The organism is Gordonia sp. i37, assembly GCF_002043085.1.
Taxonomy (GTDB): domain Bacteria; phylum Actinomycetota; class Actinomycetes; order Mycobacteriales; family Mycobacteriaceae; genus Gordonia; species Gordonia polyisoprenivorans.
Genome location: NZ_MVPX01000082.1, coordinates 1 through 22,305, shown reverse-complemented (window position 1 = coordinate 22,305; position 22,305 = coordinate 1). Strand labels below are relative to the sequence as shown.

Here is a 22,305-nt window from a genome sequence, read left to right as displayed (position 1 = left end):
CCGCGCGGCGTTGCGCCCGCCTGCCACACCCGGTGGCGCAGGCGGCAGGCATCGGATGCCGGAACCGGTCGCGCGACCGGCGCACGCCGTCGGCGCGTGAGATCGCACACCAAACCACCCATCTCGGCCGCGCGGGGTCCGTACCGTGGAGCCATGTCCACACCCACGCAATCGCCGACCGCGAACCCCGACGACACCACAAGCAGTCGCAGCACCGCGGCGTCGACGGACGTCGACGTCACGGGCCGTGAGGAATCGACCGAACTCGATCAGGCGACCCGCGAGTTGCTCGTCGATGGCCTGCGACGCACGCTCGACGGCCGTTGGCGCGCCACCCGCGACAGTGTGCGCGAACGCGCCAACCGTTCCGACCTGCTACCCGACCCGTCGCACACCCTCGACGAGGCACGCGCCCGCGTGCTCGAGGAGATGCGCGAACTGTCCTCGCAGGGATTCGCGGCGGCCGGTTTCGCGAGCGATCACGGCGGCACCGGTGACGTGGGCGCGTCGATCACCGCCATCGAGATGCTCGGCTACGCCGATCTGTCGCTGATGGTGAAGGCCGGCGTGCAATGGGGACTGTTCGGCGGGGCCGTGGAGAACCTCGGCACCAAACGCCACCACGACAAGTACGTCTCCGACATCATCAGCCTCGATCTGCTCGGCTGCTTCGCGATGACCGAGACCGGCCACGGCTCGAACGTGCAGGCGTTGGAGACGACCGCCACCTACGACCCGCAGACGCAGGAGTTCGTCATCGACTCCCCCACCCCGTCGGCGCGCAAGGACTACATCGGCGGTGCCGCGCAGCACGCGCGGGTGGCCGCGGTCTTCGCCCAGCTGATCACCGCCGGGCCGGGCCAGGAGCCGGAAAGCCACGGGGTGCACTGCTTTGTGGTGCCGATCCGCGACGACAACGGTGACGACCTGCCGGGTGTGACGACCAGCGACTGCGGTTACAAGGGCGGACTGGCCGGCGTCGACAACGGCCGAATCCTGTTCGACCACGTCCGGATTCCTGCGGAGAACCTCCTCAACCGCTATGCCGACGTCGAGGCCGACGGCACCTACCGCTCCCCCATCGAGAACCCGAATCGGCGGTTCTTCACCATGCTCGGCACCCTGATCCGGGGTCGGGTCTCGGTGGCGGCGACCGCAGGTGCGGCCGGACGCAAGGCGCTGGCGCTCGCCACGAAGTACGGGACGGTCCGCAAACAGTTCGAGGCACCCGGCGCCGACGACGAGATCACCGTGCTCGACTATCTGGGCCATCAGCGAAAACTGTTGCCGCTCATCGCGAAATCGTATGCCATCACGTGCACACAGAACGAGCTGGTCGCCGAGCTGCACGAGGTGCAATCGGCCGCACCCGACGATTCCGATGCCGGACGTCAGCGCCAGCTCGAGAGTTCGGCGGCCGGGTTGAAGGCCTACGGCACCTGGCACGCATCGCACGCGATCAACGTCAGCCGCGAAGCCTGCGGCGGCGCAGGCTATCTCGACGAGAACCAGCTCTCGATCATGCGTGGTGACATCGACGTGTTCACCACCTTCGAGGGTGACAACACCGTCCTCACCCAGCTGGTCGCCAAGGAGTTGCTCTCCGCCTACGCCGACGACGTGCAGGGTCTCTCGGCCGGCGGGTGGGTGCGATTCATCGCCGGTATGGCGCGCGATGTCGTCGTCGAGAAAACCGCTGCGCGACAGGTGATCCAAACCCTGTTGGAGAGCTCCGACGAGGACACCGAGAAGTCGACGCTGACCGATCGCGGCACGCAGATCCGCTTGTTCCGCAACCGTGAAGACCACCTCGTCCGCACCTGTGCGCAGCGGTTACGGCGGGCCACCGACGACGACAACGACGCCTTCGAGGTGTTCAACAACGCCCAGGATCATCTGCTGAAGGTCGGCCGGGTACACACCGAGCGAGTGGTGCTCGAATCGTTCATCGAGGCGATCAACGACTGCGACTCGAAAGCCGCCGCCGAACTGCTCGGCAAGGTCTGCGATCTGTTCGTCTACTCGGCGCTCGAGGACGACCTGGCATGGTTCCTGATGCACCGGCACGTGTCGGTGGAGCGCGCCAAGGCGATCCGGCGCGGCGTCAACGAACTGTGTCTTGAATTGCGGCCCTACGCAGACGTTCTCGTCGATGCCTTCGGCATCCCGGAGAACCTCCTGGTGGCGCCGATGATCGAGAACGGGTAGTACCGCAGCGCATTACGGTCGGTGGCGCGCGTCCGATGGGGGGTCATCTGCGCGCACGCGCAGCGCGAACGGGAACACCAGCCAGAGGCACGCGAACATCACCAGGGTGGCAGCACCGGCCAGGATGCCGGGAGCCGTACCGGCGGTCGCCCCGAAGACGACGACCATCGCGCCGGCCAACGCCAGTCCGAGCAGGACGAGACCGACCAGTTGCGGTCGAGACGTTCGGTCGTCGTCTCCGAACGCTGCTCGCGGTTCCATTCGTCGTCGGTCGGGTGCGGGCTCACCGATCCATCGTTACATTGCGGCCTGCGGCCGGGGCGTTACATTGCGGCCTGCGGCCGGGGCGTTACATTGCGGCCTCCGGCCGGTCAGTCCGTGGCGGAGCCCCGCGGTGGCAGGCCGAGCGCGACCGCGGTGTGGGCTTCGGTGAGCTCACGCCGGAACCTCTGCACGTCCCGCGCCCATGCCTGGGCGAGCGAACCGTCGGCGAGTTTGAGTCCGATACCGCGCCGACGACGAGGGACACCGTGAAGTTCGCCCAGGGCACGAGCGCTCTCCCAATCCTTGGCGTCGGGGCCGTTGTTCTCGGGGTAGATGGTATCGATCTCGTCGAGTGCGATGATCCGAACACCTTGTCGCAGAGTCAGTTCGGTGAGTTCGACGGACACATGCCTGCGCGCGGCGATCACCTGCACGACCGAGAAGCCGATGATGATCAACCCGAAGATGATCAGCACCGGCCAGTGCACCTGCCCGGGGCCGCTGATCTCCATCGCGAGGACCGCCCCGATCAGCACCGGACCGATGGCCACCACCCACCAGCTTCCGCCGGGCTCGTAGAAGAGCACCTCGCCGCGATCCTCGGGGATGGGGTGGGGATCGGGTTCGGCGGACTCGGACTCGGGGGTGGCGGGCTCGGGAGACTCTGCTTCATCGGACGACTCGGTCGCGTCGGCCACCGGTGCATCGGCGCCCGCGTCGGGCACGTCGGTCTCGGTCTCGGCGCGGTCGTCGTCGGGAGCGGGCGAACGATCGGTCACCGTCCCGACCGTCCACGTTTCTTGCCCGCGGACGTCGACGTCTGAGCTTTCTGTGCCTGCCCCTTCTTGATGTCGGCCGGGTTCTTGCCCGTGAACCAGGCGTCGCCTTCGGGGCGGTAGGCCAGCAGAGAGCCGAACAGACCGATGACCGCTGCCAGCAGCGCAAACGCGAGGAGGGACTCCAGGAAGCTCAGGATGAGCAGCATGATGACCGCCACCAGGGTCAGCGCGGCCAGCGACGAGCGCCAGCGCTCGTCACCGGTGTAGGCCTTGGTGCCGATGAATGCCTCGGCGGCGCCGATCGCCGCGATCAGGACACCGATACCGACCGGCAGCAGAGTCGGACCGGGCACGATCACCGCCAGCACGGCGTAGACGACGCCCAGGATCACCAACAGCGCACCGGCCAGCAGCCAGCAGCGATACGCCCAGACCACGACGCGAGGGCGTTGGGCGGGATCAGGTTTCGTCACGGTGGCGCTGTCCTTTGTCGAGCGAGACGGTGTCGTCGGGGTGGTTGTCGGGGGCTTCGGCGTCGCGATCGGCGGAGTCGGGCGCCGAGGTGTTCGGCGGGTAGCCGGTCGACGGCGGGTACTGGCCCGGCGTCGGGTAACCCGGTGGTGGATATCCCTGAGTCGGCGGATAGCCCGGCGGGTAACCCTGCTGGGGATAACCCGGGGGCGGTGGATAGCCCGGTGTCGGTGGATAACCCGGCGGACCGAAGCCCGGCACCGGTGGATACGGCGCGCCGACCATGCGCGGTGCGCGGCGGTACTGCGCCATCTTCTTGCAGTAGGTGTCGGACTCGCGACGCAGCAACAGCACCACAGCACCCAGGGCGGCCACGCCACCGATCACGTTGGGGATCATCGCCCAGCGCGGCGCAACGTCGCCGAACAGCGTGAAGAACGTGCTGATCACCAGGTACAGGCTGATCGCGCCGAGGATGAAGCGGGCCCAGTTGTAGCCCTTGCGGGTGAGGACCAGCAGCGCCAGCGCGACGCCGATCTCGATGATCGTGGTGACCACGACGAGGCCGACGATGACACCACCGGAGGTGATCATGTCGTACTCGGCGGAGCCCGGGGTGTAGCTCTGCTTTGCGACCTGGTGATACATGTCGCGGGTGGCCCCGAAGGTGGCGATGACGGTGACGACGTGCGCGACGATCACCACGAGCCACAGCTCGGAGGCGATCACGATCGACTCGACGAGCTTCGGTTTCGCACCCTCCGGGGAGTCGGGCTGCGGCCCGGTGCCGTGGCCCGGGTCGATGGATGCTGACATGGGTACCAGGGTAATGAACCCGGTGCCGACAGCGCCCAAGTCCTTCGCCGACAGCGCCCTCCTCCCGCCGACAGCGCCCTCCCTCCCACCGACGGCGCCCGTGCTGACGCCGACAGCGCCCGACTCGTCGGAGACGACATCAGTAGGCTCCTCGAGCATGGAGGGCGGCGACGATCTCCCTGATGATCCCCATCGGATCTCGGAGCCGGACCTTGTCGATGTAGATCATGATCCAACCGGCAGCCTCCAGCATCCTCCGGCGCCGTTCTCCATACGCCACCTGCTCCGGCGTCGAATGGAACTCCTCCCCGTCGTACTCGATCCCGATCTTGAGTTCCGCGTATCCCAGATCGATTCGCGCGTACACGATGCCGTCGGCGTCGGACACCTCGATCTGGATGTCGGGAGTGAGTAGCTGGCCGCGGACGGCGATCAGAAAGAGCCAGGCCTCGGGCGGGGACTCGAATGCCGGATTGATGTACGGCAGCATCTCCCGAAGCTGACGGACACCACGCCGTCCGGGCCGCTCATCAACGTATCGGCCCAGCTCCGCGACAGAAAGTCCGTTGCACGGGCCAGGGCACAGAGATATCCCAACGCACGCCAGTCGGGAGCAATTCGCCCGATGTCGAATGCGGTCCGCACAAGCGAGGTCACCAGCACCCCGTCAACGTCGACGATGTCGTCGTCTGTGAGATCGGTCCGCGTGATCTGCGTGAGGCCGCTCCCACGGTTGCATCCCGTCGGATGACGGATCAGGTCGATGGCAAAATCCGCGTAGTACCATCTGCTGCCGTGCAGGATCGTAGCGGCCGTCGAGCTGACGACCGGCTGACCACCGGTGTCCGCGACGACCGCAGCGATCCGCTGCGCCGCTGTGAGAAACGTGTCCCGCGGAACGAGTGCGTCACCGTGCAGTCGCCGCAAGCCGACGTCGAGTTCGTCCGCTGTCAGCCCGGAGCGCGTCAGAGCGTTCTGTATTCGTTTGTCCGAGGTGCTCGGTGTTGTAAGTCTTCGTCGCATATGGGGTTCGACGCAGCACAGAGGCAAAAGGGTCCACCGCATGGGCGATTTGTGGAAAGACATCAGCGCCGTCGGCGAGGAGAAGAGCGCTGTCGGCGAGAGGGAGAGCGCCGTCGGCGTTAGGGAGAGCGCTGTCGACGGGAGGGAGAGCGCCGTCGGCGGGAGGGAGGGAGAGCGCGCTCAACCCAACCGCGCGGCAACCTCCGCCGCCCAATAGGTCAGGATGATCTTGGCGCCCGCACGTCGGATCGAGGTGAGCGACTCCAGAATCGCGGCATCGCGGTCGATCCAGCCGCGTTCGGCGGCGGCGGTGATCATCGAATACTCACCCGAGATCTGGTAGGCGGCAACGGGAACGTCGGATATCTCGGCGACGTCGCGGACGATGTCGAGGTAGCTCATCGCCGGCTTCACCATGACGATGTCGGCGCCCTCGTCGAGGTCGAGTCGCACCTCGCGCAACGCCTCGATCCGGTTGGCACCGTCCTGCTGATAGGTTCGCCGATCACCCTGCAGTGACGACCCCACCGCCTCACGGAACGGCCCGTAGAACGCCGACGCGTACTTGGCGGCGTAGGCGAGAATGCCGGTGTCGGTGAAGCCCTCCGCGTCGAGCGCCTCACGGATGGCCGCGACCTGACCGTCCATCATCCCGCTCGGCCCGAGCAGATGAGCACCGGATCGGGCCTGCGCCAACGACATCGACACGTACCGCTCGAGCGTGGCGTCGTTGTCGACCCGACCCGACTCGTCCAGGACGCCGCAGTGGCCGTGGTCGGTGAACTCGTCGAGACACGTGTCGGCCATCAGCACGGTGCGATCACCGAGATCCGACCGCAGCTCCGACAGCGCGCGGTTGAGCACACCGTCGGGGTCGTCGGCACCCGAACCCACGGCATCCTTGTCACCGGCCGCGGGCACCCCGAACAGCATCAACCCACCGACGCCGGCGCGCACCGCCTCGTCGGCCGCCTTGCGCAGCGAGTCGAGGGTGTGTTGGACCACGCCCGGCATGGACGTGATCTCACGCGGGGCGTCAATGCCGTCGGCGACGAACATCGGCAGCACGAGATCGCTTGGCGCGAGCGTGGTCTCGGCGACGAGACGACGCATCGCGGCACTGGTGCGCAGTCGGCGGGGACGGATCACCGGGGCCATCGTCACCCTCCTAGGACCGCGACCGCCGCGACTTCTTGCGCGGCGGGGGCAACGCCCCCTCGGCCCGCAGTCGGGCGGCGTGCTCGGCGAGTGCATCCACGAGGTCCGGAATGGACGCGTTCTCCGGCTGCACGTCGACGCGAAGCCCGAATTCCGTTGCCGTTTCCGCGGTCTTGGGACCGATGCACGCAACGATGGTGCGCGCGTGCGGCTTTCCGGCGATACCGACGAGATTGCGGACCGTCGAGCTCGAGGTGAAGCAGACCGCATCGAAACCGCCGGTCTTGATCATCTCGCGGGTCTCGGCGGGCGGCGGGGCCGCACGCACCGTGCGATAGGCGGTGACGTCGTCGATCTCCCAGCCACGCTCACGCAGTCCCTCCGAGAGGGTCTCGGTGGCGATATCGGCCCGCGGCAACAGGATTCGGTCCACCGGATCGAACACGTCGTCATACGGCGGGAAGTCCTCGAGCAGACCGAGTGAGGACTGCTCCCCCGACGGCACGAGCTCGGGATTGATCCCGAAGGCCCGCACCCGCTCGGCCGTGGCCTCTCCGACACAGGCGATCTTGACCCCGGAGAACGCTCGCGCATCCAGTCCGAACTCGGCGAACTTCTCCCAGACCGCGCGCACCGCGTTGGTGGAGGTGAACACCACCCACTGGTAGCGTCCGTCCACCAAACCCTTGACGGCCCTTTCCATCTGAGCCGGACTGCGCGGCGGCTCGACCGCGATGGTCGGTACTTCCTTCGGGATCGCGCCGTGCCCGACGAGGCGCTCACTCATGTCGGCGGCCTGATCCTTGGTGCGCGGCACCAGAACCGTCCAGCCGTAGAGCGCGCGCGACTCCCACCAGGAGAGCTTGCCGCGCTGGCTGACGACCTTGCCCACGGTGAGGATCAACGGACCGGTCAGCGCGTTGCCCTGCTCGTTGAGCGTGGCCAGCGTGGCCTCGATGGTCCGCTGCGCGCAGGTGGTGCCGTTGATGGTGATCGCGACCGGTGTCTGCGGGGCCAGCCCGTGCTCGGTCAGTGCACTGGCGGTCTCGGCCAGGTGCCCCGACGTCGCGTGCAGCACCAGCGGTCCCGGTGACGCGGCCAGCGCCGCCCAGTCGACGCCCTCGGCGCGGACGTCGGCCACGGTGTGACTGGAGCCGAGCGGCATACCGGCGTAGCTGGGCACCACCGAAGCCGCGGGCAGGCCCGGCAGCACCTCGAAGGTGACCGAGGTGCGCGCCACGGCATGGACCTCGGTGAGCACCGAGTCGGTGGTCAGTGGGTCCCCGGAGACCACGCGCACCACGTCGTCACCGGCCTTGGCGGCCGCGACGAGGGTCTTGGCGACCTCACCGGGATCGCCGAGCGCCGGGCGAACCACCTGATCGGCATCGGTATCGGCGTGGTCGGCCTCGACGCGCTGGTCGGCGGCCGACTCGGAGTCGGCGGGCTTGGCCTCGGTCGCGGCGCCGTCGGCGGCCACGTCGGACCCCGACTTCTCTGCGCCCGACTTCTCTGCGCCCGACTTCTCTGCGCCCGACTTCTCTGCGGTCTGCTTCGCCGGTTTACGCCGGTCGTCGGCGGGCTCCTCGCGGTGCGCGGCACCGATCATGGCGACCACCGTGGCCGGTACGTCGGGGTCGACGTAGGCAGTGGTCGCGGAGGTGATGACGCTCCGCGCCCGGACGGTCAGCAGGTCTGGGTCCCCGGGCCCCGATCCCACGAAAAAGATCCGCCCCGGATTGGCCTTCTTGGTCGTACGGCTCATGCGTTCGCACTCTCCTGCCCTCATCCGCTGAGAGCTGTGTGTTCCTCACCGGAACTAGGAAGAGTCGACGAGCTCGCCCGCTCCCAGTTCCAGCAGTTCGGCCGCGAGATCCCTACCCAGTTGGTCGGCACGATCCACCGGACCCACCACCGAAGCGCGGATCACATCGGATCCGTCCTCGGCCGCCACCGCCGCCCGTAGCGACAGTTCGACGAAGATGCGCCCGTCGTCATCGAGCGACTCGACCACCTCGGCGATCGCCCCGACCGGAGCGGTGCACCCGGCTTCCAGCGCCGCGAGCACCGCGCGTTCGGCGTCGACCGACGCACGGGTGGACTCGTCGTCCAACTCGGCGAGAGTTCTCACCAGTTGGGCATCGTCGGAGCGACACTCGACGGCCAGCGCCCCCTGCGCCGGTGCCGGCAACAGGACCACCGGGTCGAACGCCTCGGTGACCTCATCGGCCCTTCCGATTCGAACGAGTCCGGCACGCGCGACGACGACCGCATCGAGTTCGCCGCTGGCGACTTTGCCCAACCGAGAATCAAGGTTGCCTCGTAGGGGGCGGATTTCCAAACCGAGACCCAATGCTTTAAGCTGTGCCGCCCGCCGCGGAGCCGAGGTACCGATCGTGGATCCCGGCGGCAGCTCCCCGAGCACCTGTCGCCCCTTGCTGACCAGGGCATCTCGCGGATCCTCGCGGGGCGGGACGGCCGCGATGACCAGCCCCGGATCGGGAGCGGTGGGCAGATCCTTGTAGGAGTGCACGGCGACGTCGATCCGCCCGTCGTGCAGGGCGTTGCGCAGCGCGGTGGTGAACACGCCGACGCCGATCTCGGCGACCGGGGCCGCCGATGCGTCGCCCGCGGTCTTGATGATCACCGATTCGGCCGGGTGACCGGCTGCGATGAGGGCGTCGATGATGGTCTGGGTCTGGGTGCGGGCCAGCAACGACCCCCGGGTGCCGACGCGGATGACGGCCCGGTTCTGCGTATCGCTCAACGTTCTCCCTGATCGGGGGTGGAATCGAGACCGGTGTGACGTGCACTCCCGGCCTGGCCCAGCCCGGTCTCGGGAGCACTGACGGCCTCGGCCGAGCCCGGTTTGAGCTCGAACAGCTCACGCAGCGCCTCGGCGTAGTGATCGCCACCGGGCGTCGAGGCGAGTTGCTTGACCCGCACCGTCGGCGCGTGCAGCAGCTTGTCGACGACCCGGCGCACCGCCTTGGCGACCTCGTCGCGCTGCGGATCGTCGAGCCCGGGGAGTTTGGTCTCCAGACGCAGGATCTCGGCCTCCACCACGTCGGCGGCCCGCTGCCGCAGCGCCGCAACGGTCGGGGTGACCTCGGCCTGACGCTGTGCAGTGAGGTAGTCGGCGAGTTCGCCCGCGACGATCGAGCGGGCGGCGAGGGTGTCGTCCTCGGCGGCCTTGGCCTCGGCGTGCCCGCGGAGCCCGGCGATGTCGACGACGTGCACGCCGGGCAGACGCGCGGCGGCCGGATCGACATTGCGCGGCAGTCCCAGATCGCAGATGACCAGCGGGTTGTCGGCGGCGGCTCCGCGCGCGGCGAGCGCCGAATGCACGTCACCGACCCCGATCACCGAGCCGACCGAACCGGTACAGGCGACGACGACATCGGCGTCGGCCATCACCGCGGGCAGATCGTCGAAGCCGACGCCGTCCACCTCGATGCCGTGGTTGGCGGTGACATTGCCGGCCAGGTGCTCGGCATTGGCCACGGTGCGGTTCACCACGGTCAGGTGGGTGACGCCTTCGCGGGCGAGTTGCGCGGTCGCGAGTCCGCCCATCGCCCCGGCGCCGACGACGACCGCCGAGGTCATGGGGCTGTTGAGCAACGACTGGGCACGGTGCAGGGCCACCGACACCACCGACGCACCGGCCCGGTCGATACCGGTTTCGGTGTGCACGCGCTTGCCCACCCGCAGCGCCTGCTGGGCCAGTTCGTGCAGCACGCGGCCGGTGCTGCGGTTGGCGTCGGCGTCGAGGTAGGCGTTACGGATCTGACCGAGGATCTGCTGTTCGCCGACGACGAGCGAGTCGAGGCCGGCCGCGACGGTGAACAGGTGCTCGACCGCGGCCTCGGAATAGCGGACGTAGGCGTGGCGGGTGAGGTCGTTGACGCTCATGCCCGAGTGGTCGCCGATGACCTTGCCGACGGCCTCGAGCGCGGGGTGGAAGGCGTCGACGACGGCGTAGATCTCGACGCGGTTGCAGGTGGAGACGAGCATCGCCTCGGAGATGGCCAGCGAACCGAGCAGTTCGTCGACCAGTTTGGGCCGGTCGTGGTCGGAGACCGCGATCCGCTCGAGCACCTCAACGGGTGCGCTCCGATGCGAAACACCGAACAACAAGACACTCACGCCGTCACCGTTTTCATATCCCCTACCGGTCCGCCACTGCGCGCAACTGATCGGCGTTGCGGGCACCGAGCGGGCCGCGCGACGCCGTGAAGGCCAATACCTGCAATTCCAAGGCTAGATCAACCTGCCGGACGACGACATCGGAGTCGACGACGAGCCCGACCGGCGTCACGTTGAGAAGCTGCCGCACGCCGACCGCGGCGAACGCGTCGGCGACGCGTTGTGCGTGCTCATCGGCGGTGGCGACCACGCCGATGTCGACCGATCCGAGCGACGGATCGGCGCACACGGTCTCGATGTCGTCGAGCGCGGAGACCACCGGCGTGTCGGGGGTCAACCGCTGCCCGATGGTGTCGGGGTCGTCGTCGAACAGTGCGGCGACGACGAAGCCGCGTCCGACACCGGTGTGGGCGAGCAGCGCCCGCCCGAGACGGCCGGCGCCGGCGAGGACCACGGTGGCGATGGTGTCGGTGTGCAGCGCGATGGAGATGCGGGCGGTGAGCTTGCCGACGTCGTATCCGACGCCTCGCACGCCGTTGGCCCCGACATACGACAGGTCCTTGCGCAGGATCGCCGGATTCACGCCCGCAGCGGTGGCCAGCTGGCCGCTGGAGGCGACGAGAACGCCGCGCCGGGAAAAGGACCGCAGGACGTAGAGATAACTCGCGAGACGGGCGACGGTGGGGTCGGGAATGTCGCCGGACTCCGAACTGACGCTCACTGCCGCACACCCACTCCCACACACCCGGGCGGGCGGCCGTCGTCGCCCGCGTCGATGCCGATCAGCGTATACCCGGGTCACGTCGCGGCCGGGCACGACCCCGCCGATCTTCGCGCCCAGGCCACGATCAGCGTCGGGCGAGGTCGGCACGCAGCCGGGCCTCGTCGACCTCCCAGTAGCCGTGTTCCTCTCCGTCGAGCAGGATCACCGGCAGCCGATCGCCGAACTCCGCACGCAACCCGACATCGCCGTCCGCCGCGGCGGCATCGACATCGACGACCTCGAGATCGGCGCCCTCCTCCGCACAGATCCGCGCCAGATCGTCGGCGGCGCGCGCACACGCCGCACACCCGTCGCGGCTGAGCAGGGTGACCGTCATGATGGGCTCCTCTCGACACCGGCCCCGCGCAGGGGCGACCGGCCTCACCTCATCGACCCGACGGGGTCGATGAGGACCAGTCTGCCGTCTGGTCACTTCGACCCCCCGCTAGGCTGTACCCGTCGAGCCCCAACCGCCCGTACGGGCCGTCGCGGAGGTGTGAACTGTGGGTGTGACCTCTGACGGTGACACGAATTCAACCGGTGACACGAACCCAGCCGAGGTACCCGGTACCGAGGGGAATCCTGCGGAGCCCTCCGGCGACGATTGGGAAGCCCACGCCGACCTCGTCGACGGTGGCGTGCACTCCGAGGACGACGATCACGCCGACGACCCCGACGACCACGACGCCGACGACGAGAGCCATCGGGTCACCGCGTGGCTCACCGAACGCGCCAGCGCGGCCGGCGGGCGCTTCCGGCAGACCGCACAGGAGTTGCGGCAGTCACTTGCCGGCGAGGCCAGCGCGAAGGCCGCCGTCGACTCATTGCGCGCACGCCCACCGGAGGACGGCGGCCCGGAGGCACCCCGCGATCTCACCGCGGCCGCATTCTTCGACGTGGACAACACACTGGTACAGGGCGCCTCCATCGTGCATTTCGCACGCGGTCTGGCGGCCCGAAAGTACTTCTCCTACAGCGACATCGTCGATTTCGCCTGGACCCAGGCGAAGTTCCGGATCACCGGCAAGGAGAACGCCAACGACGTCGCCGAGGGGCGCGAGAAGGCGTTGAGCTTCATCGCCGGGCGCCCCACCTCCGAACTCGTCGAACTCGGCGAGGAGATCTACGACGAGTACATCGCCGACAAGATCTGGCCCGGCACAAAGGCTTTGGCGCAGCGCCACCTCGACGCGGGCCAGCAGGTGTGGCTGGTGACGGCCACCCCCGTCGAACTCGCCCAGACCATCGCCACCCGACTCGGACTGACCGGCGCGCTCGGTACCGTCGCCGAGAGCCACAACGGGGTGTTCACCGGACGCCTCGTGGGCGACATCCTGCACGGACCCGGCAAGGCGCATGCGGTGCGCGCGTTGGCCATTCGCGAGGGCCTGAACCTCAAGCGGTGCACCGCCTACTCCGACTCACACAACGATGTCCCGATGCTCTCGCTGGTGGGCACCGCGGTCGCGATCAATCCCGACGCCGATCTGCGTGACGTCGCCAAGGTCCGCGGCTGGGAGATGTACGACTTCCGCACCGCCCGCAAGGCCGCGAAGTACGGCGCCGGAACGGCGTTGGCCCTCGGGGCGGCGGGCGGCGGGGTGGCCGCGGTCACCCGGCTGTGGCGACGACGCTGATCTCGCCCGGCCCGCGCCCACCGACCGACCACCGGCCCACCGATCCCGCGATCAGAGTGCGACGACCTCGCTGGCCGGGTCGATGAGCACCTTCGCATGGTGCTCGGCCGAGCCGAGGGCATCGAAAGCCGCTGCGACACCGTCCAATCCGATGGTCGCGGTGACGAGCGGGGTGACGTCGACGTCGCCGCCGGCGATCATCTGCAACGTGTCGTGGAACTCGGCCGGGTCGTAACCGAAGACGAACCGTAGCTCGAGTTCCTTGTTGATGCCCATCGCCGGGCGGATGGCGTCGGATTCCATGCAGACCCCGACCACCACGATCCGCGAGCGCAGCGGCGCGCCGGTCATCACGTGCTCGATCATGCCGGGCACACCGACACATTCGAAGACGACCGGCCCCTTCGGGGTGGCCCCGAGTTTGTCGGCGAGATGAAAGACCGAGGCCCACGGCACCACCGGGATTCGGCGCAGGGTGCGCATCCCGTCGAAGGCGGCACCGAACAGATCCGACGCCCGCGACATGTACCGGCCCTTGTCGACGACGGCGTCCCACGGCGAGTCCACGGTCGGGTCGACGACGACGTCGGCACCGACCTGTCGCGCGAGATCACGCCGGCCCGCCGACAGGTCGCTGGCGATGACGGTCCGCACCCCGGTGGCCTTGAGCATCAAGATAACGGCCAAACCGATGGGGCCGCAACCGATCACAACCGCGACGTCGCGGCGACCGACCTCACCGCGGCGCACCGCGTGATAGGCGACGGCCATCGGTTCGGTCAGGGCCGCCTCGTCGAGGGAGACATTGTCGGGGACCTCCATCGTCATGTCCTCGGACACGATGACGAAGTCGGCGTACGCACCGGGGGCGTGTTCGGACAGGCCCGTCAGATGCGGATCAGAGCCGTGGCGCACCATCGGCAACGAGACCACGGCGGTACCCGGCTCCCACTTCTTGCGGCATTTGGGTCCGTAGGCGACGACCTCGCCGACGAACTCGTGACCCATGATCACCGACTGCTCGGACCGCATGAATGCGTCGTAACCGACGGCGGCGGCGACATCGGCGGTCTCGTCGCCATGCAGCCGAGCGTGGAGATCCGACCCGCAGATGCCGGCCCGGCGGACCCGCAGCAACACCTCTCCCACGCCCGGTTCGGGCGCACTCACATCCTGAACACTCAATTGCCCCTGGTGACAGACGACGGCGCGCATCAGGCGAAGATCCTTCCGGAGATCGCGGCGAACTCGGCGTCGGTGACGACCCCGGCGTTGCGCAGAGCGGTCAGCGACACCATGAGTTCCGACCGCGCATCGCCGGCCGGTGCCGCGGGCGGTGCGGGTGCCGGGGGTGCGGCCGGGGCTGCGGCACCCTGGGCAGCCCAACGCTGCTGCTGGCGGCGCTGCACGCGGCCGTGCACCGAACTGGCGACGGCCGCCCGGCCGGCGGTCCTGAGCAAACTCATGTCATTTCCCTTCGGTGGCGTCGAGCGATTCGGTGGGCTCGAGCGATTCGGTGGGCTCGAGTGCATCGGTGGCGTCGAGTGCATCGAGGAGTTCGTCGACGACGATGGGACCCTCGGCGACGACGATCCCGCCGTCGGCCTCCCATCGGCGCACCGGCTCGACGATGGACAGGTCCTCGTAGACCACGACCACGGCCACACCCCCCGGTCGCAGGGTCTGCGCCGCGGTCGCGACGTCGTCGGCATCGATGAGTCCGGTTGTGGCACCGGTGAAGTCGGGCATTCCGGCCTCGGCGGCATCGATCACCGCGACCGCACCGTCGGCGGCGCGCCGGACGAACTCCACGTCGAGGATTCGGATGCGCCCGGCGTCGGCGAGACCGGCGAGGGAGGTGAATCCGGAGGCCGGAAGCGGAAGCGATTCGAAGGTGACGACGACGTAGTTGAGCGGACCCAGTTCCGCATCGAAGGACATGCGCCCAATCTATACCGGCCCGCATACGCCCGGATGTGGGCGTCGAGCGTCCGTGTCAGCCGAAGTAGACGCTGCCGCGCCGCGAGAGCATACGGAACAGCGTCTGCTGGATCTCCTCGCGGACGTGGTCGGTGAGGTCGAAGACCACCATCGGGTCGTCGGCGGAGGAGGCGTCGTAGCTGTCGGTCTCGATGGGTCGACCGAAATGGATGTGCCACTTGGACGGAAGCGGGATCAGGCCCAGCGGGCCGAGCCACGGAAAGGTCGGTGTGATCGGCACATAGGGCAACCCGAGCACCCGTGCGAGCGGCTTGAGGTCGCTGATCATCGGGTAGATCTCCTCGGAGCCGACGATGGACACCGGGACGATCGGGGCGGCATTGCGCAGCGCGGTGGTGACGAAACCGCCACGACCGAACCGCTGCAACTTGTAGCGATCCTTGTAGAGCTTGCCGATGCCCTTGTACCCCTCCGGCCACACCGCGGTGAGCTCGCCCTGGCGCAGCAGGCGGTCGGCGTCGGCGGTGCATGCCAGGGTGGCGCCGATCCGGCGTGCCACCTCACTGACGCCCGGCGAATCGAATGCCATGTCGGCGGCCAGGATTCGCAGATAACGGCCGGTCGGATGATTGTCGCGAACGGCCAGCGAGGTCATGATCGCGTCGATCGGGATCGACCCGGCGTGGTTGGCCACGAGCAACGCCCCGCCGTCGACGGGCAGGTTCTCCACCCCGGTGACCTCGACCCGGAACCACTTCTCGTAGACCTGCCGGATCGCGGGGAACCACACCGACTCGGTGAAGTGCGGATCGAAACCGAAATCGTCGACCTCGTAATCCCCGGTCATCCGCTCACGGATGAAACCCGCTGTGGCGGTGAGGGAATCGGCGACGGCGTTGCGGATACCGCCGAGACTGAACAGCGGCGAGGGCCGCACGCGCCCGTGCTCGACGCCGAGACTGTCGTCGACGGTGATCTCGTCACTGATGGGTGTCACCGACGCGGGCTCCCGACCGAACCCGTCGGTGTTGGGATGGCCCAGCGGCTCATGACGGGGCGACTCGGTCGGACGGACCGGACCCGGTTGCTGGCTGGGATGACGGCCCTTGCCTGCGTCGAGGCCGGACTGTCGGTCGGACGAGGGCGCCGAACTCGCGTAGAGCTGGATGACCTTCGCGGTGCGCGTATCAGGTACCGGACCACCCGCCACGCTCTCACCCCACAACCCTGATGTCGATGTGCCAATCGGAAATTGTCTTCACTGTCTACGCGTCAACGATAGCCCTGCCACGGGCGGCGTGTTCGACACCGGACGAACTGCTGAGGACCCATGGTACTCGGGTTGCAGAGGGGTTGCATGCCGTATGCGGTGCGGTCGCACGGAACCGGGACATCGCTTGCCACACCGGACTTTCGGCGTCACATTCATCACGTCCGCCGCGAACCCGACCCGAGCGTCAGCGCAACTGCAGGGCGGTCCGCACGACGCTGCGTTCGAGTCCGCGCCAACGGTCGGCGCTGATGACCGGGGTGACCCCGCTGCGCGCGATGTAGTCGTCGAGTGTCTCCAGGGTCGTGTAGCGCGGTGCGAATCCCAGTTCCGATCGCATCCGGGTGGTGTCGAGCACCCGCCCGTAGGTGAGGAACTCGGTTTGTGAGCTACGGAGTTTGGCCGACCGGAGGTCCTGCAGCACTCCGGTAATCGGCGCGAGCAGACGCCCGGGCACGGGCAGTTCGAGGTGCCCGGTGCGCCGCACCGCCTGCGTCAGGGTGACCACGCCGTCGCCGGCGACGTTGAACGTGCCCGGCCGGCTCGCCAAGGTCGCGTGTTCCATCGCCGCGAGCGCATCCTCCTCGTGCAGGAACTGCAACCGCGGCTGGAACCCGAACACCGTCGGCACCACCGGCAACGAGAGGTACGAGCTGATCCGGGTGTTGATCCGCGGTCCCAGCATCGCCTGCAGCCGCATGATGGTGACCTCGATGTCCTGGCGCCTGCGCCCGAGTCCGCGGAAGTACCCCTCGACGTCGAGCAGATCGCGGCCGTAGCTGCGGGTGGGTTCGCGCTTGGCGGGGATCTCCTCGGAGAAGTGCGACGGATCGCTCGCACTCGCGCCGTAGACCATCGCCGTGGACCGCAGGATCACGCGCTTGACCGACGGGCTGCGCTGACACGCCGCGCACACCTGCATGGCGCCGACGACGTTGAACTCCTTGATCGCCGCGGAGTGCGGCGCGGTGTCCATGATCGACGTCGCGGCATGGACCACGGTGTCGACGTCGTAGTTGGCGATGGCCTTGGCGATCGCCGGCCTGCGGATGTCGAGCCGCAGGAACTCCGCACGGCCCATCCGTCGCATCAGATCCTTGCGCGGCACGCGCGAATCGACGGCGATCACCCGGCGGATGTCGGGGTTGGCGGCCAGCCGGGCCACCAGATAGCCCCCGAGGAAGGTCGACGCTCCGGTGACCAGAACGGTCCGCGGCGTCGAGTCGGTCGCGTCGGTCATGGCATCAGGCTAACCCGAGTGCACAGTGGCCCACCGGGCGAGCAGGTCACCGGGCAGGGGTTTGACATACGCCACGGTCGCGGAACGACAAGAACCCGCGCGGCGGCGGGTTCTTGTGGGGCGTGGCCGGGCCACACCGGATGTTGCGGCGCCGAAGCCCTCGAGAGGGCCCGGCGGTCAGCTCACTTACCGAGCTTGCGACGCTGCACCCGGGTACGACGCAGCAGCTTGCGGTGCTTCTTCTTCGACATGCGCTTGCGGCGCTTCTTGATCACTGAACCCATGGGGTGCTTCCTCACTTCACGTGCAATGTTCATCGAGCCCGCAAGTGCTGCGGGACGGTCGCCGTGCGTCATGACCGCCGTCGGGATGAATCTCCGACGGATATCCGACGCGGACGGGCGAGCCGGTGCGGCGTAGCCGAAGTCCCACCTTACCGGCCGGACACCGTCAAACCGAAATCACCGGAGTCCGACCATCGCGGCGGGGAGCGGGCCGCACGCCCGAGGGCCTAGCCCGCGTCGAAGTAGGACGTCTCCAGGTAGTCGTGCACGGCCTTGGCGTGCACACGGAACGACCGGCCCACGCGCACGGCAGGCAGCTCACCGTTGTGGACCAGGCGGTAGACGGTCATCTTCGAGACCCGCATCAGTGATGCGACCTCGGCGACGGTCAGGAACTGCGACCCGGAAGCCGCGTTGCCGACCGATGCCGACCTGTCTCCTGGAGTCTCTGCAGGTGCCATGAAATTCTCATACCTCCGGAGCACGCGTCGCGGCCGCCGGCTTCCCCTCCGGCGGACACCAGACACGCACGTGCTTAAAGGAGCTTAGCGTGGCTGATGTGAAAAAAGCGACGTGAGTGGCCAGGAAATTACCGTTTTGCCGTGCCCAACCACAACATACTGGGGTTTCTCGAGGAATAACCACTAATCGTGGGGCCAACGGGTCGGCGTGTCAGGGCTGTGAACCCTCAACGTCAGCTCGACGTCCAGCGCGCGCGCTGGCGTCGGCGGCGGCTTCGGTCGCCTCGTAGAACGCCCCACGCAGCCCCTGCGTCTCCAGGGTGCGCACGGCGGCGGCGGTGGTTCCGCCCGGCGAGGTGACCGCCGCACGGAGATCGACCGGGGAGAGTCCGGAGTCACTGAGCAGTACGCCGGCGCCGCGGATGGTCTGCACGACCAGGGTGGTGGCCTGTGCACGGGTCAGGCCCAGCGAGACCGCGGAATCGATCATCGCCTCGGCCATCAGGAAGACGTAGGCGGGCCCGGATCCGGAGATCGCGGTGACCGCATCCATCTGCTTCTCGGGTACCACCGCGACGCGGCCCACCGACTCGAGGAGTGCGACGACCGCCCGCAGTTGCTCGTCGTCGACGTGGCGTCCGGCCGCGACCGCCGACATGGCCTCGTTGACCAGCATCGGGGTGTTGGGCATGACGCGCACGACCGGCGAACCCGCCTGCAACATCTTCTCGTAGCGGGCCAGCGGAATGCCCGCGGCGAGGGTCACCGTCACGCGTTCGGACTCGGCGTCGTCGTCGGCGGCGGCGAGTTTGCGCAGGACACCCTCGACGTCGTCGGGTTTCACCGCCAGGAAGACGAACTGCGCCGAACTGACCGCGGTGGTGACGTCGTCGGTGACGAGGACCCCGTACTCGTCGGCGATCTCGGTGGCCCGCTCGGGGACACGTTCGACGACGACGAGGTTCTTTGCCTGTTTGCCGGCGGCGATCAGCCCGGCGAGCAGGGCCTCGCCGATCTTGCCGCCGCCGACGATCGCGATGCGCTCGGTCACTGGTGGGGTGTGCCTTTCTCGTTCACGGGTCTGCTGGGGTCGGGCCTGCTGTGACAGAACTACCGGGCACTCCCCCCGGCCGGGATCAGCGCGAGCTGACGTGACTGGGCCACGACCGCACCCGTCGAGTCCACCACGAGGTGGTCCTCCTCGAACATCCCGGGGCCCACCTCCAGGCTCGTCGCGGCGAATCGCAGCCAGCCCGGGGCCGGCTCGCGACGGATGTAGGTGGTCAGCTGCACGGTCGGCGCCCATCCGAACACCGCGAGGTTCATCACGACCGGCGGCGAGATGTCGCACACCAGAACCGCGAAGTCCGCGTCGGGTTCGGCGCCCTTGGGGCGGCACCAGCCGCGCACCACCGGATCGCCGGTCTGCCCGCGTGCCGCCGGGAAACTGTGCGTGTCGAGAGCGGTGTCGAGGGCCGCCCCGAGATGGATGACGTCGGCCATCGGCGAGTCCGCGATGCGGAGGGCGTCGGCGGCCGGCGTCGGGGCGAGGCCGTCGAGCACGTGGGGCGACGAATGCCGCGAGGGACCGCTGTCCGGGCGGGCCAGCGTCACCGACGACGACACCATGGTCCGACCGTTCTGGGCGAGATCGACGTGCAGCAGGGTCACGGTGCGCCCGCGTTTGCGGACGGTCGCGGTGACCTGCACCGGCGCCGGATCGGGCGCGGCGAGATAGTCGCTGGCGATGGCGACCGGCACGAGGTCGGCCGCGTGCAGCGAGGTGTCCGGGCTGCCGGGAGCGAGATCGTCGAAGGCGCGTGAGGCCGCCCGCGCGATGATCATCTGCATGGTGCCGCCGTGCACCTTGGGGCCGATGGTGAACGCCGGATCGATCGAGGTGGTGTAGGTGATCGACGGTTGTTCCGCTGGTGCCGTCGGCGCCGCGGCCGGACCGCCGGTCACGGCGAGGTCCAGCAGTTCGGTCAGCTTCGGGCTCATGTCACCTTTCCGGCAGCCACCGGGTCCGGCTCGTCTCACGCTTGAGGTGCTGCCGGGCAAAATCTAGCGAACGCGCGAGCATCGCCTGCCGTTCGGGTTTGGTCCGCGCCGAGGAGGTGGTGACCTCGAGGATCACCGCGCCGGAGAAATCACTGCGGGCGATCCGGTGACACACCTGTGCACACGGCTGGGTCCCGTCGCCGGGGATCAGGTGCTCGTCGGTGGCCGCCCCGGATCCGTCGGCGAGATGCAGGTGCGTCAGATGGGCGCCCATCCGCTCGTACAGGGCGACGGCGTCGGTGCCCGCGGTCGCGGTGTGCGAGAGGTCCAGGGTGTAGTGGTCGTAACCGTCGTCGGTGGGGTCGATGGACTTGCCGAACGCCGACACCGCTGGGCCGGGTGTACCGCCGCGGCGGGTGAGCCGACGCGCGGAGCGTTCACCGGCCCCGAAGACGCGGTCGGCGCGCATCGGGAACATGTTCTCGACCGCGATCGAGACGTCCGATTCCGACAACTCCCCCACCAGATCGTCGAAGCCCTCGACGTAGGCACGCTGCCAGCGAAACGGTGGATGGACGACGACGGTGGCGGCACCGAGCGCCTCGGCGGCGCGCGCGGCGCGCGCGAGCTTCTTGAGTGGATCGCGTCCCCACACCCGCTGGGTGATGAGCAGGCACGGCGCGTGGATCGACAGCACCGGCACCTGATACCGCTCGGAGAGGTGCTCGACATGCCGGATGTCCTGGCTGACCGGATCACCCCACACCATCAGCTCCACCCCGTCGAAGCCCAGGTCGGCGGCGTAGGCGAAGGCCGCCTCGGTGTTCTGCGGGTAGACCGATGCCGTGGAGAGTCCGATCGGGATCTCCCCGGCCACCGTCGAGGGACCGAGGGCTTCGCGCGACTCGCTCACGTCGACAACAGCACGAGCGGGCCGATCGTGACGATCAGCCCGACGGCGAGCGCGAGCAAGGTGGTGATCAGATCCGACGTCCGGCGCACCAGATGGGTGAACGTGACGATGCCGAAGATCACCAGCACCGCGAGCACCAACGCGAAGTACGGATTCCACTTCCACAGCTCGGTGAAGCCCCAGAACAGACCCACGCCGATGGCCAGCCCGGCGATGACCTCGGCGATCACCGCGAGCCACGCCAACACCGGCTTGCGATCGGCCCACGACTCACGCCCATCAGCCTTGGCGGGCTTGGCTTTTCGCGCCTTGCGCGCCTTCGAGGCGCGATCTCGGGTCTCCGGGTCGGCGGTCGCGTCGGCGACGGGCCCACGCTCGGCGGGGTCGGCGTCGGTGGGGTGGGCGTTGCCATGGTCGGCGTCGGCATGGTCGGCGTTGCCATGGTCGGCGTCGGCATGATCGTCGAGGACGTTCGCGGCAACGGTCTCGGCAGGCTCGTCGGTGGAGTCGGTTTCGCGCCCGGCCTGGCGGCTCGCGGCGACCAATCCACCGAGTCCGGCGGCTGCGGCCACCGTGCCTGCGGTGCCGGCGGCGGAGTCGTCGCGGTGCGCCTCATCGCGGTGCGACTCGTCGCGGTGCGGTTCGGGCTCGTCGGCCGGGTCGAGGACGTTCGCGGCGACGGTCGGGGCGGGCTCACGATCGGCCTGATCGAACGGCCCGTGCTCGGCGCCGAATGACCCGCTGGGCGCGGCCAGGTCGGCGCCCTCGACGTCGTCGGCGTCGAGAATGTGCACATCGTCGCCGACCTCGCTGTCGTCGACGATCGGGATGATGCCGGTGACGGCGTCGGCGGCGACGTCGTCGGGCTGGTGGGTGATACCTGCGCGAGTCCCGGTGCCGGCGGACTCGTCGGTGTCGGCGGCGGCTGCC

General features: G+C 68.6%; 22 protein-coding genes and 2 pseudogenes. 2 read left to right on the top strand and 22 right to left on the bottom strand.

Going from position 1 to position 22,305, the window contains the following annotated elements:
- The first annotated feature begins 153 nt into the window (after positions 1-153).
- Entirely contained in the window at positions 154-2,208 is a 2,055-nt protein-coding gene (locus B1964_RS03560; protein ID WP_079928878.1) for an acyl-CoA dehydrogenase, read from the top strand.
- Between the two features lie 12 nt (positions 2,209-2,220).
- On the opposite strand, the pseudogene B1964_RS03555 reads toward B1964_RS03560, so the two are convergent.
- The 11 genes and pseudogenes from B1964_RS03555 to B1964_RS03505 form a co-directional block, all read right to left on the bottom strand.
- Positions 2,221-2,495: pseudogene (locus B1964_RS03555) on the bottom strand (hypothetical protein).
- Between the two features lie 84 nt (positions 2,496-2,579).
- Positions 2,580-3,251: a hypothetical protein gene (locus B1964_RS03550; RefSeq protein ID WP_079928877.1), complete on the bottom strand. Its 672-nt coding sequence runs from the start codon at positions 3,249-3,251 to the stop codon at positions 2,580-2,582.
- Complete coding sequence (locus tag B1964_RS03545; RefSeq protein WP_172398742.1) at positions 3,248-3,724, bottom strand: hypothetical protein; 477 nt, start codon at positions 3,722-3,724, stop codon at positions 3,248-3,250. The genes B1964_RS03550 and B1964_RS03545 overlap by 4 nt, the downstream gene beginning before the upstream one ends.
- Positions 3,711-4,538, bottom strand: a complete 828-nt coding sequence (locus B1964_RS03540; protein WP_079928875.1) for a hypothetical protein — start codon at positions 4,536-4,538, stop codon at positions 3,711-3,713. Before B1964_RS03540 ends, B1964_RS03545 begins: the two co-directional genes overlap by 14 nt.
- 139 nt (positions 4,539-4,677) lie before the next feature.
- Positions 4,678-5,028: a hypothetical protein gene (locus B1964_RS30890; protein WP_014359018.1), complete on the bottom strand. Its 351-nt coding sequence runs from the start codon at positions 5,026-5,028 to the stop codon at positions 4,678-4,680.
- Between the two features lie 713 nt (positions 5,029-5,741).
- A complete protein-coding gene (gene hemB / locus B1964_RS03530) occupies positions 5,742-6,719 on the bottom strand; it encodes a porphobilinogen synthase (protein ID WP_014359017.1) in 978 nt (325 codons plus the stop codon).
- A 10-nt stretch (positions 6,720-6,729) separates the two neighbouring features.
- Complete coding sequence (locus B1964_RS03525; RefSeq protein ID WP_079928874.1) at positions 6,730-8,484, bottom strand: bifunctional uroporphyrinogen-III C-methyltransferase/uroporphyrinogen-III synthase; 1,755 nt, start codon at positions 8,482-8,484, stop codon at positions 6,730-6,732.
- Between the two features lie 54 nt (positions 8,485-8,538).
- Positions 8,539-9,486: a hydroxymethylbilane synthase gene (hemC, locus tag B1964_RS03520; protein ID WP_079928873.1), complete on the bottom strand. Its 948-nt coding sequence runs from the start codon at positions 9,484-9,486 to the stop codon at positions 8,539-8,541.
- Complete coding sequence (locus B1964_RS03515; RefSeq protein WP_014359015.1) at positions 9,483-10,865, bottom strand: glutamyl-tRNA reductase; 1,383 nt, start codon at positions 10,863-10,865, stop codon at positions 9,483-9,485. Before B1964_RS03515 ends, hemC begins: the two co-directional genes overlap by 4 nt.
- A gap of 22 nt (positions 10,866-10,887) precedes the next feature.
- Entirely contained in the window at positions 10,888-11,586 is a 699-nt protein-coding gene (locus tag B1964_RS03510) for a redox-sensing transcriptional repressor Rex (RefSeq protein ID WP_079928879.1), read from the bottom strand.
- A 127-nt stretch (positions 11,587-11,713) separates the two neighbouring features.
- Positions 11,714-11,965, bottom strand: coding sequence for a glutaredoxin family protein (locus B1964_RS03505; protein WP_079928870.1), 252 nt, complete (start codon positions 11,963-11,965; stop codon positions 11,714-11,716).
- 166 nt (positions 11,966-12,131) lie between these two features.
- Here B1964_RS03505 and B1964_RS03500 point away from each other — a divergent pair, with 166 nt between their 5' ends.
- On the top strand, positions 12,132-13,265 hold the full coding sequence (locus B1964_RS03500) for an HAD-IB family hydrolase (protein WP_079928868.1): 1,134 nt from the start codon (positions 12,132-12,134) through the stop codon (positions 13,263-13,265).
- Between the two features lie 51 nt (positions 13,266-13,316).
- Here B1964_RS03500 and B1964_RS03495 read toward each other — a convergent pair whose 3' ends face one another.
- From B1964_RS03495 to B1964_RS03445, 11 genes and pseudogenes are all read right to left on the bottom strand, one after another.
- Positions 13,317-14,480, bottom strand: coding sequence for a zinc-binding dehydrogenase (locus B1964_RS03495; RefSeq protein ID WP_079928865.1), 1,164 nt, complete (start codon positions 14,478-14,480; stop codon positions 13,317-13,319).
- A complete protein-coding gene (locus tag B1964_RS03490; RefSeq protein WP_079928862.1) occupies positions 14,480-14,731 on the bottom strand; it encodes a hypothetical protein in 252 nt (83 codons plus the stop codon). Before B1964_RS03490 ends, B1964_RS03495 begins: the two co-directional genes overlap by 1 nt.
- 1 nt (position 14,732) lies before the next feature.
- The gene (locus B1964_RS03485) at positions 14,733-15,206 is read right to left on the bottom strand and encodes a DUF6325 family protein (protein ID WP_079928859.1); all 474 of its coding nucleotides are present in this window, start codon (positions 15,204-15,206) and stop codon (positions 14,733-14,735) included.
- A 55-nt stretch (positions 15,207-15,261) separates the two neighbouring features.
- A complete protein-coding gene (locus B1964_RS03480; protein WP_014359011.1) occupies positions 15,262-16,416 on the bottom strand; it encodes a lysophospholipid acyltransferase family protein in 1,155 nt (384 codons plus the stop codon).
- Between the two features lie 247 nt (positions 16,417-16,663).
- Positions 16,664-17,716 (bottom strand): NAD-dependent epimerase/dehydratase family protein, encoded by a 1,053-nt coding sequence (locus tag B1964_RS03475; RefSeq protein ID WP_006372726.1) that lies wholly within the window; start codon positions 17,714-17,716, stop codon positions 16,664-16,666.
- A 182-nt stretch (positions 17,717-17,898) separates the two neighbouring features.
- The gene (locus B1964_RS03470) at positions 17,899-18,000 is read right to left on the bottom strand and encodes an AURKAIP1/COX24 domain-containing protein (protein ID WP_003402602.1); all 102 of its coding nucleotides are present in this window, start codon (positions 17,998-18,000) and stop codon (positions 17,899-17,901) included.
- Positions 18,001-18,227: 227 nt separating this feature from the next.
- Positions 18,228-18,461, bottom strand: coding sequence for a helix-turn-helix domain-containing protein (locus B1964_RS03465; RefSeq protein WP_006372728.1), 234 nt, complete (start codon positions 18,459-18,461; stop codon positions 18,228-18,230).
- Between the two features lie 211 nt (positions 18,462-18,672).
- On the bottom strand, positions 18,673-19,512 hold the full coding sequence (gene proC / locus B1964_RS03460; protein WP_014359010.1) for a pyrroline-5-carboxylate reductase: 840 nt from the start codon (positions 19,510-19,512) through the stop codon (positions 18,673-18,675).
- A 59-nt stretch (positions 19,513-19,571) separates the two neighbouring features.
- Positions 19,572-20,462 carry a thioesterase family protein gene (locus B1964_RS03455; protein ID WP_079928857.1) on the bottom strand — a complete coding sequence of 297 codons (891 nt, stop codon included), beginning with the start codon at positions 20,460-20,462 and terminating at the stop codon, positions 19,572-19,574.
- A 1-nt stretch (position 20,463) separates the two neighbouring features.
- Positions 20,464-21,375 carry a sugar phosphate isomerase/epimerase gene (locus B1964_RS03450; protein WP_079928855.1) on the bottom strand — a complete coding sequence of 304 codons (912 nt, stop codon included), beginning with the start codon at positions 21,373-21,375 and terminating at the stop codon, positions 20,464-20,466.
- Positions 21,372-22,305 (bottom strand): annotated as a pseudogene (locus tag B1964_RS03445) (DoxX family protein); the annotation flags it as partial. The gene B1964_RS03450 and the pseudogene B1964_RS03445, both read right to left, overlap by 4 nt.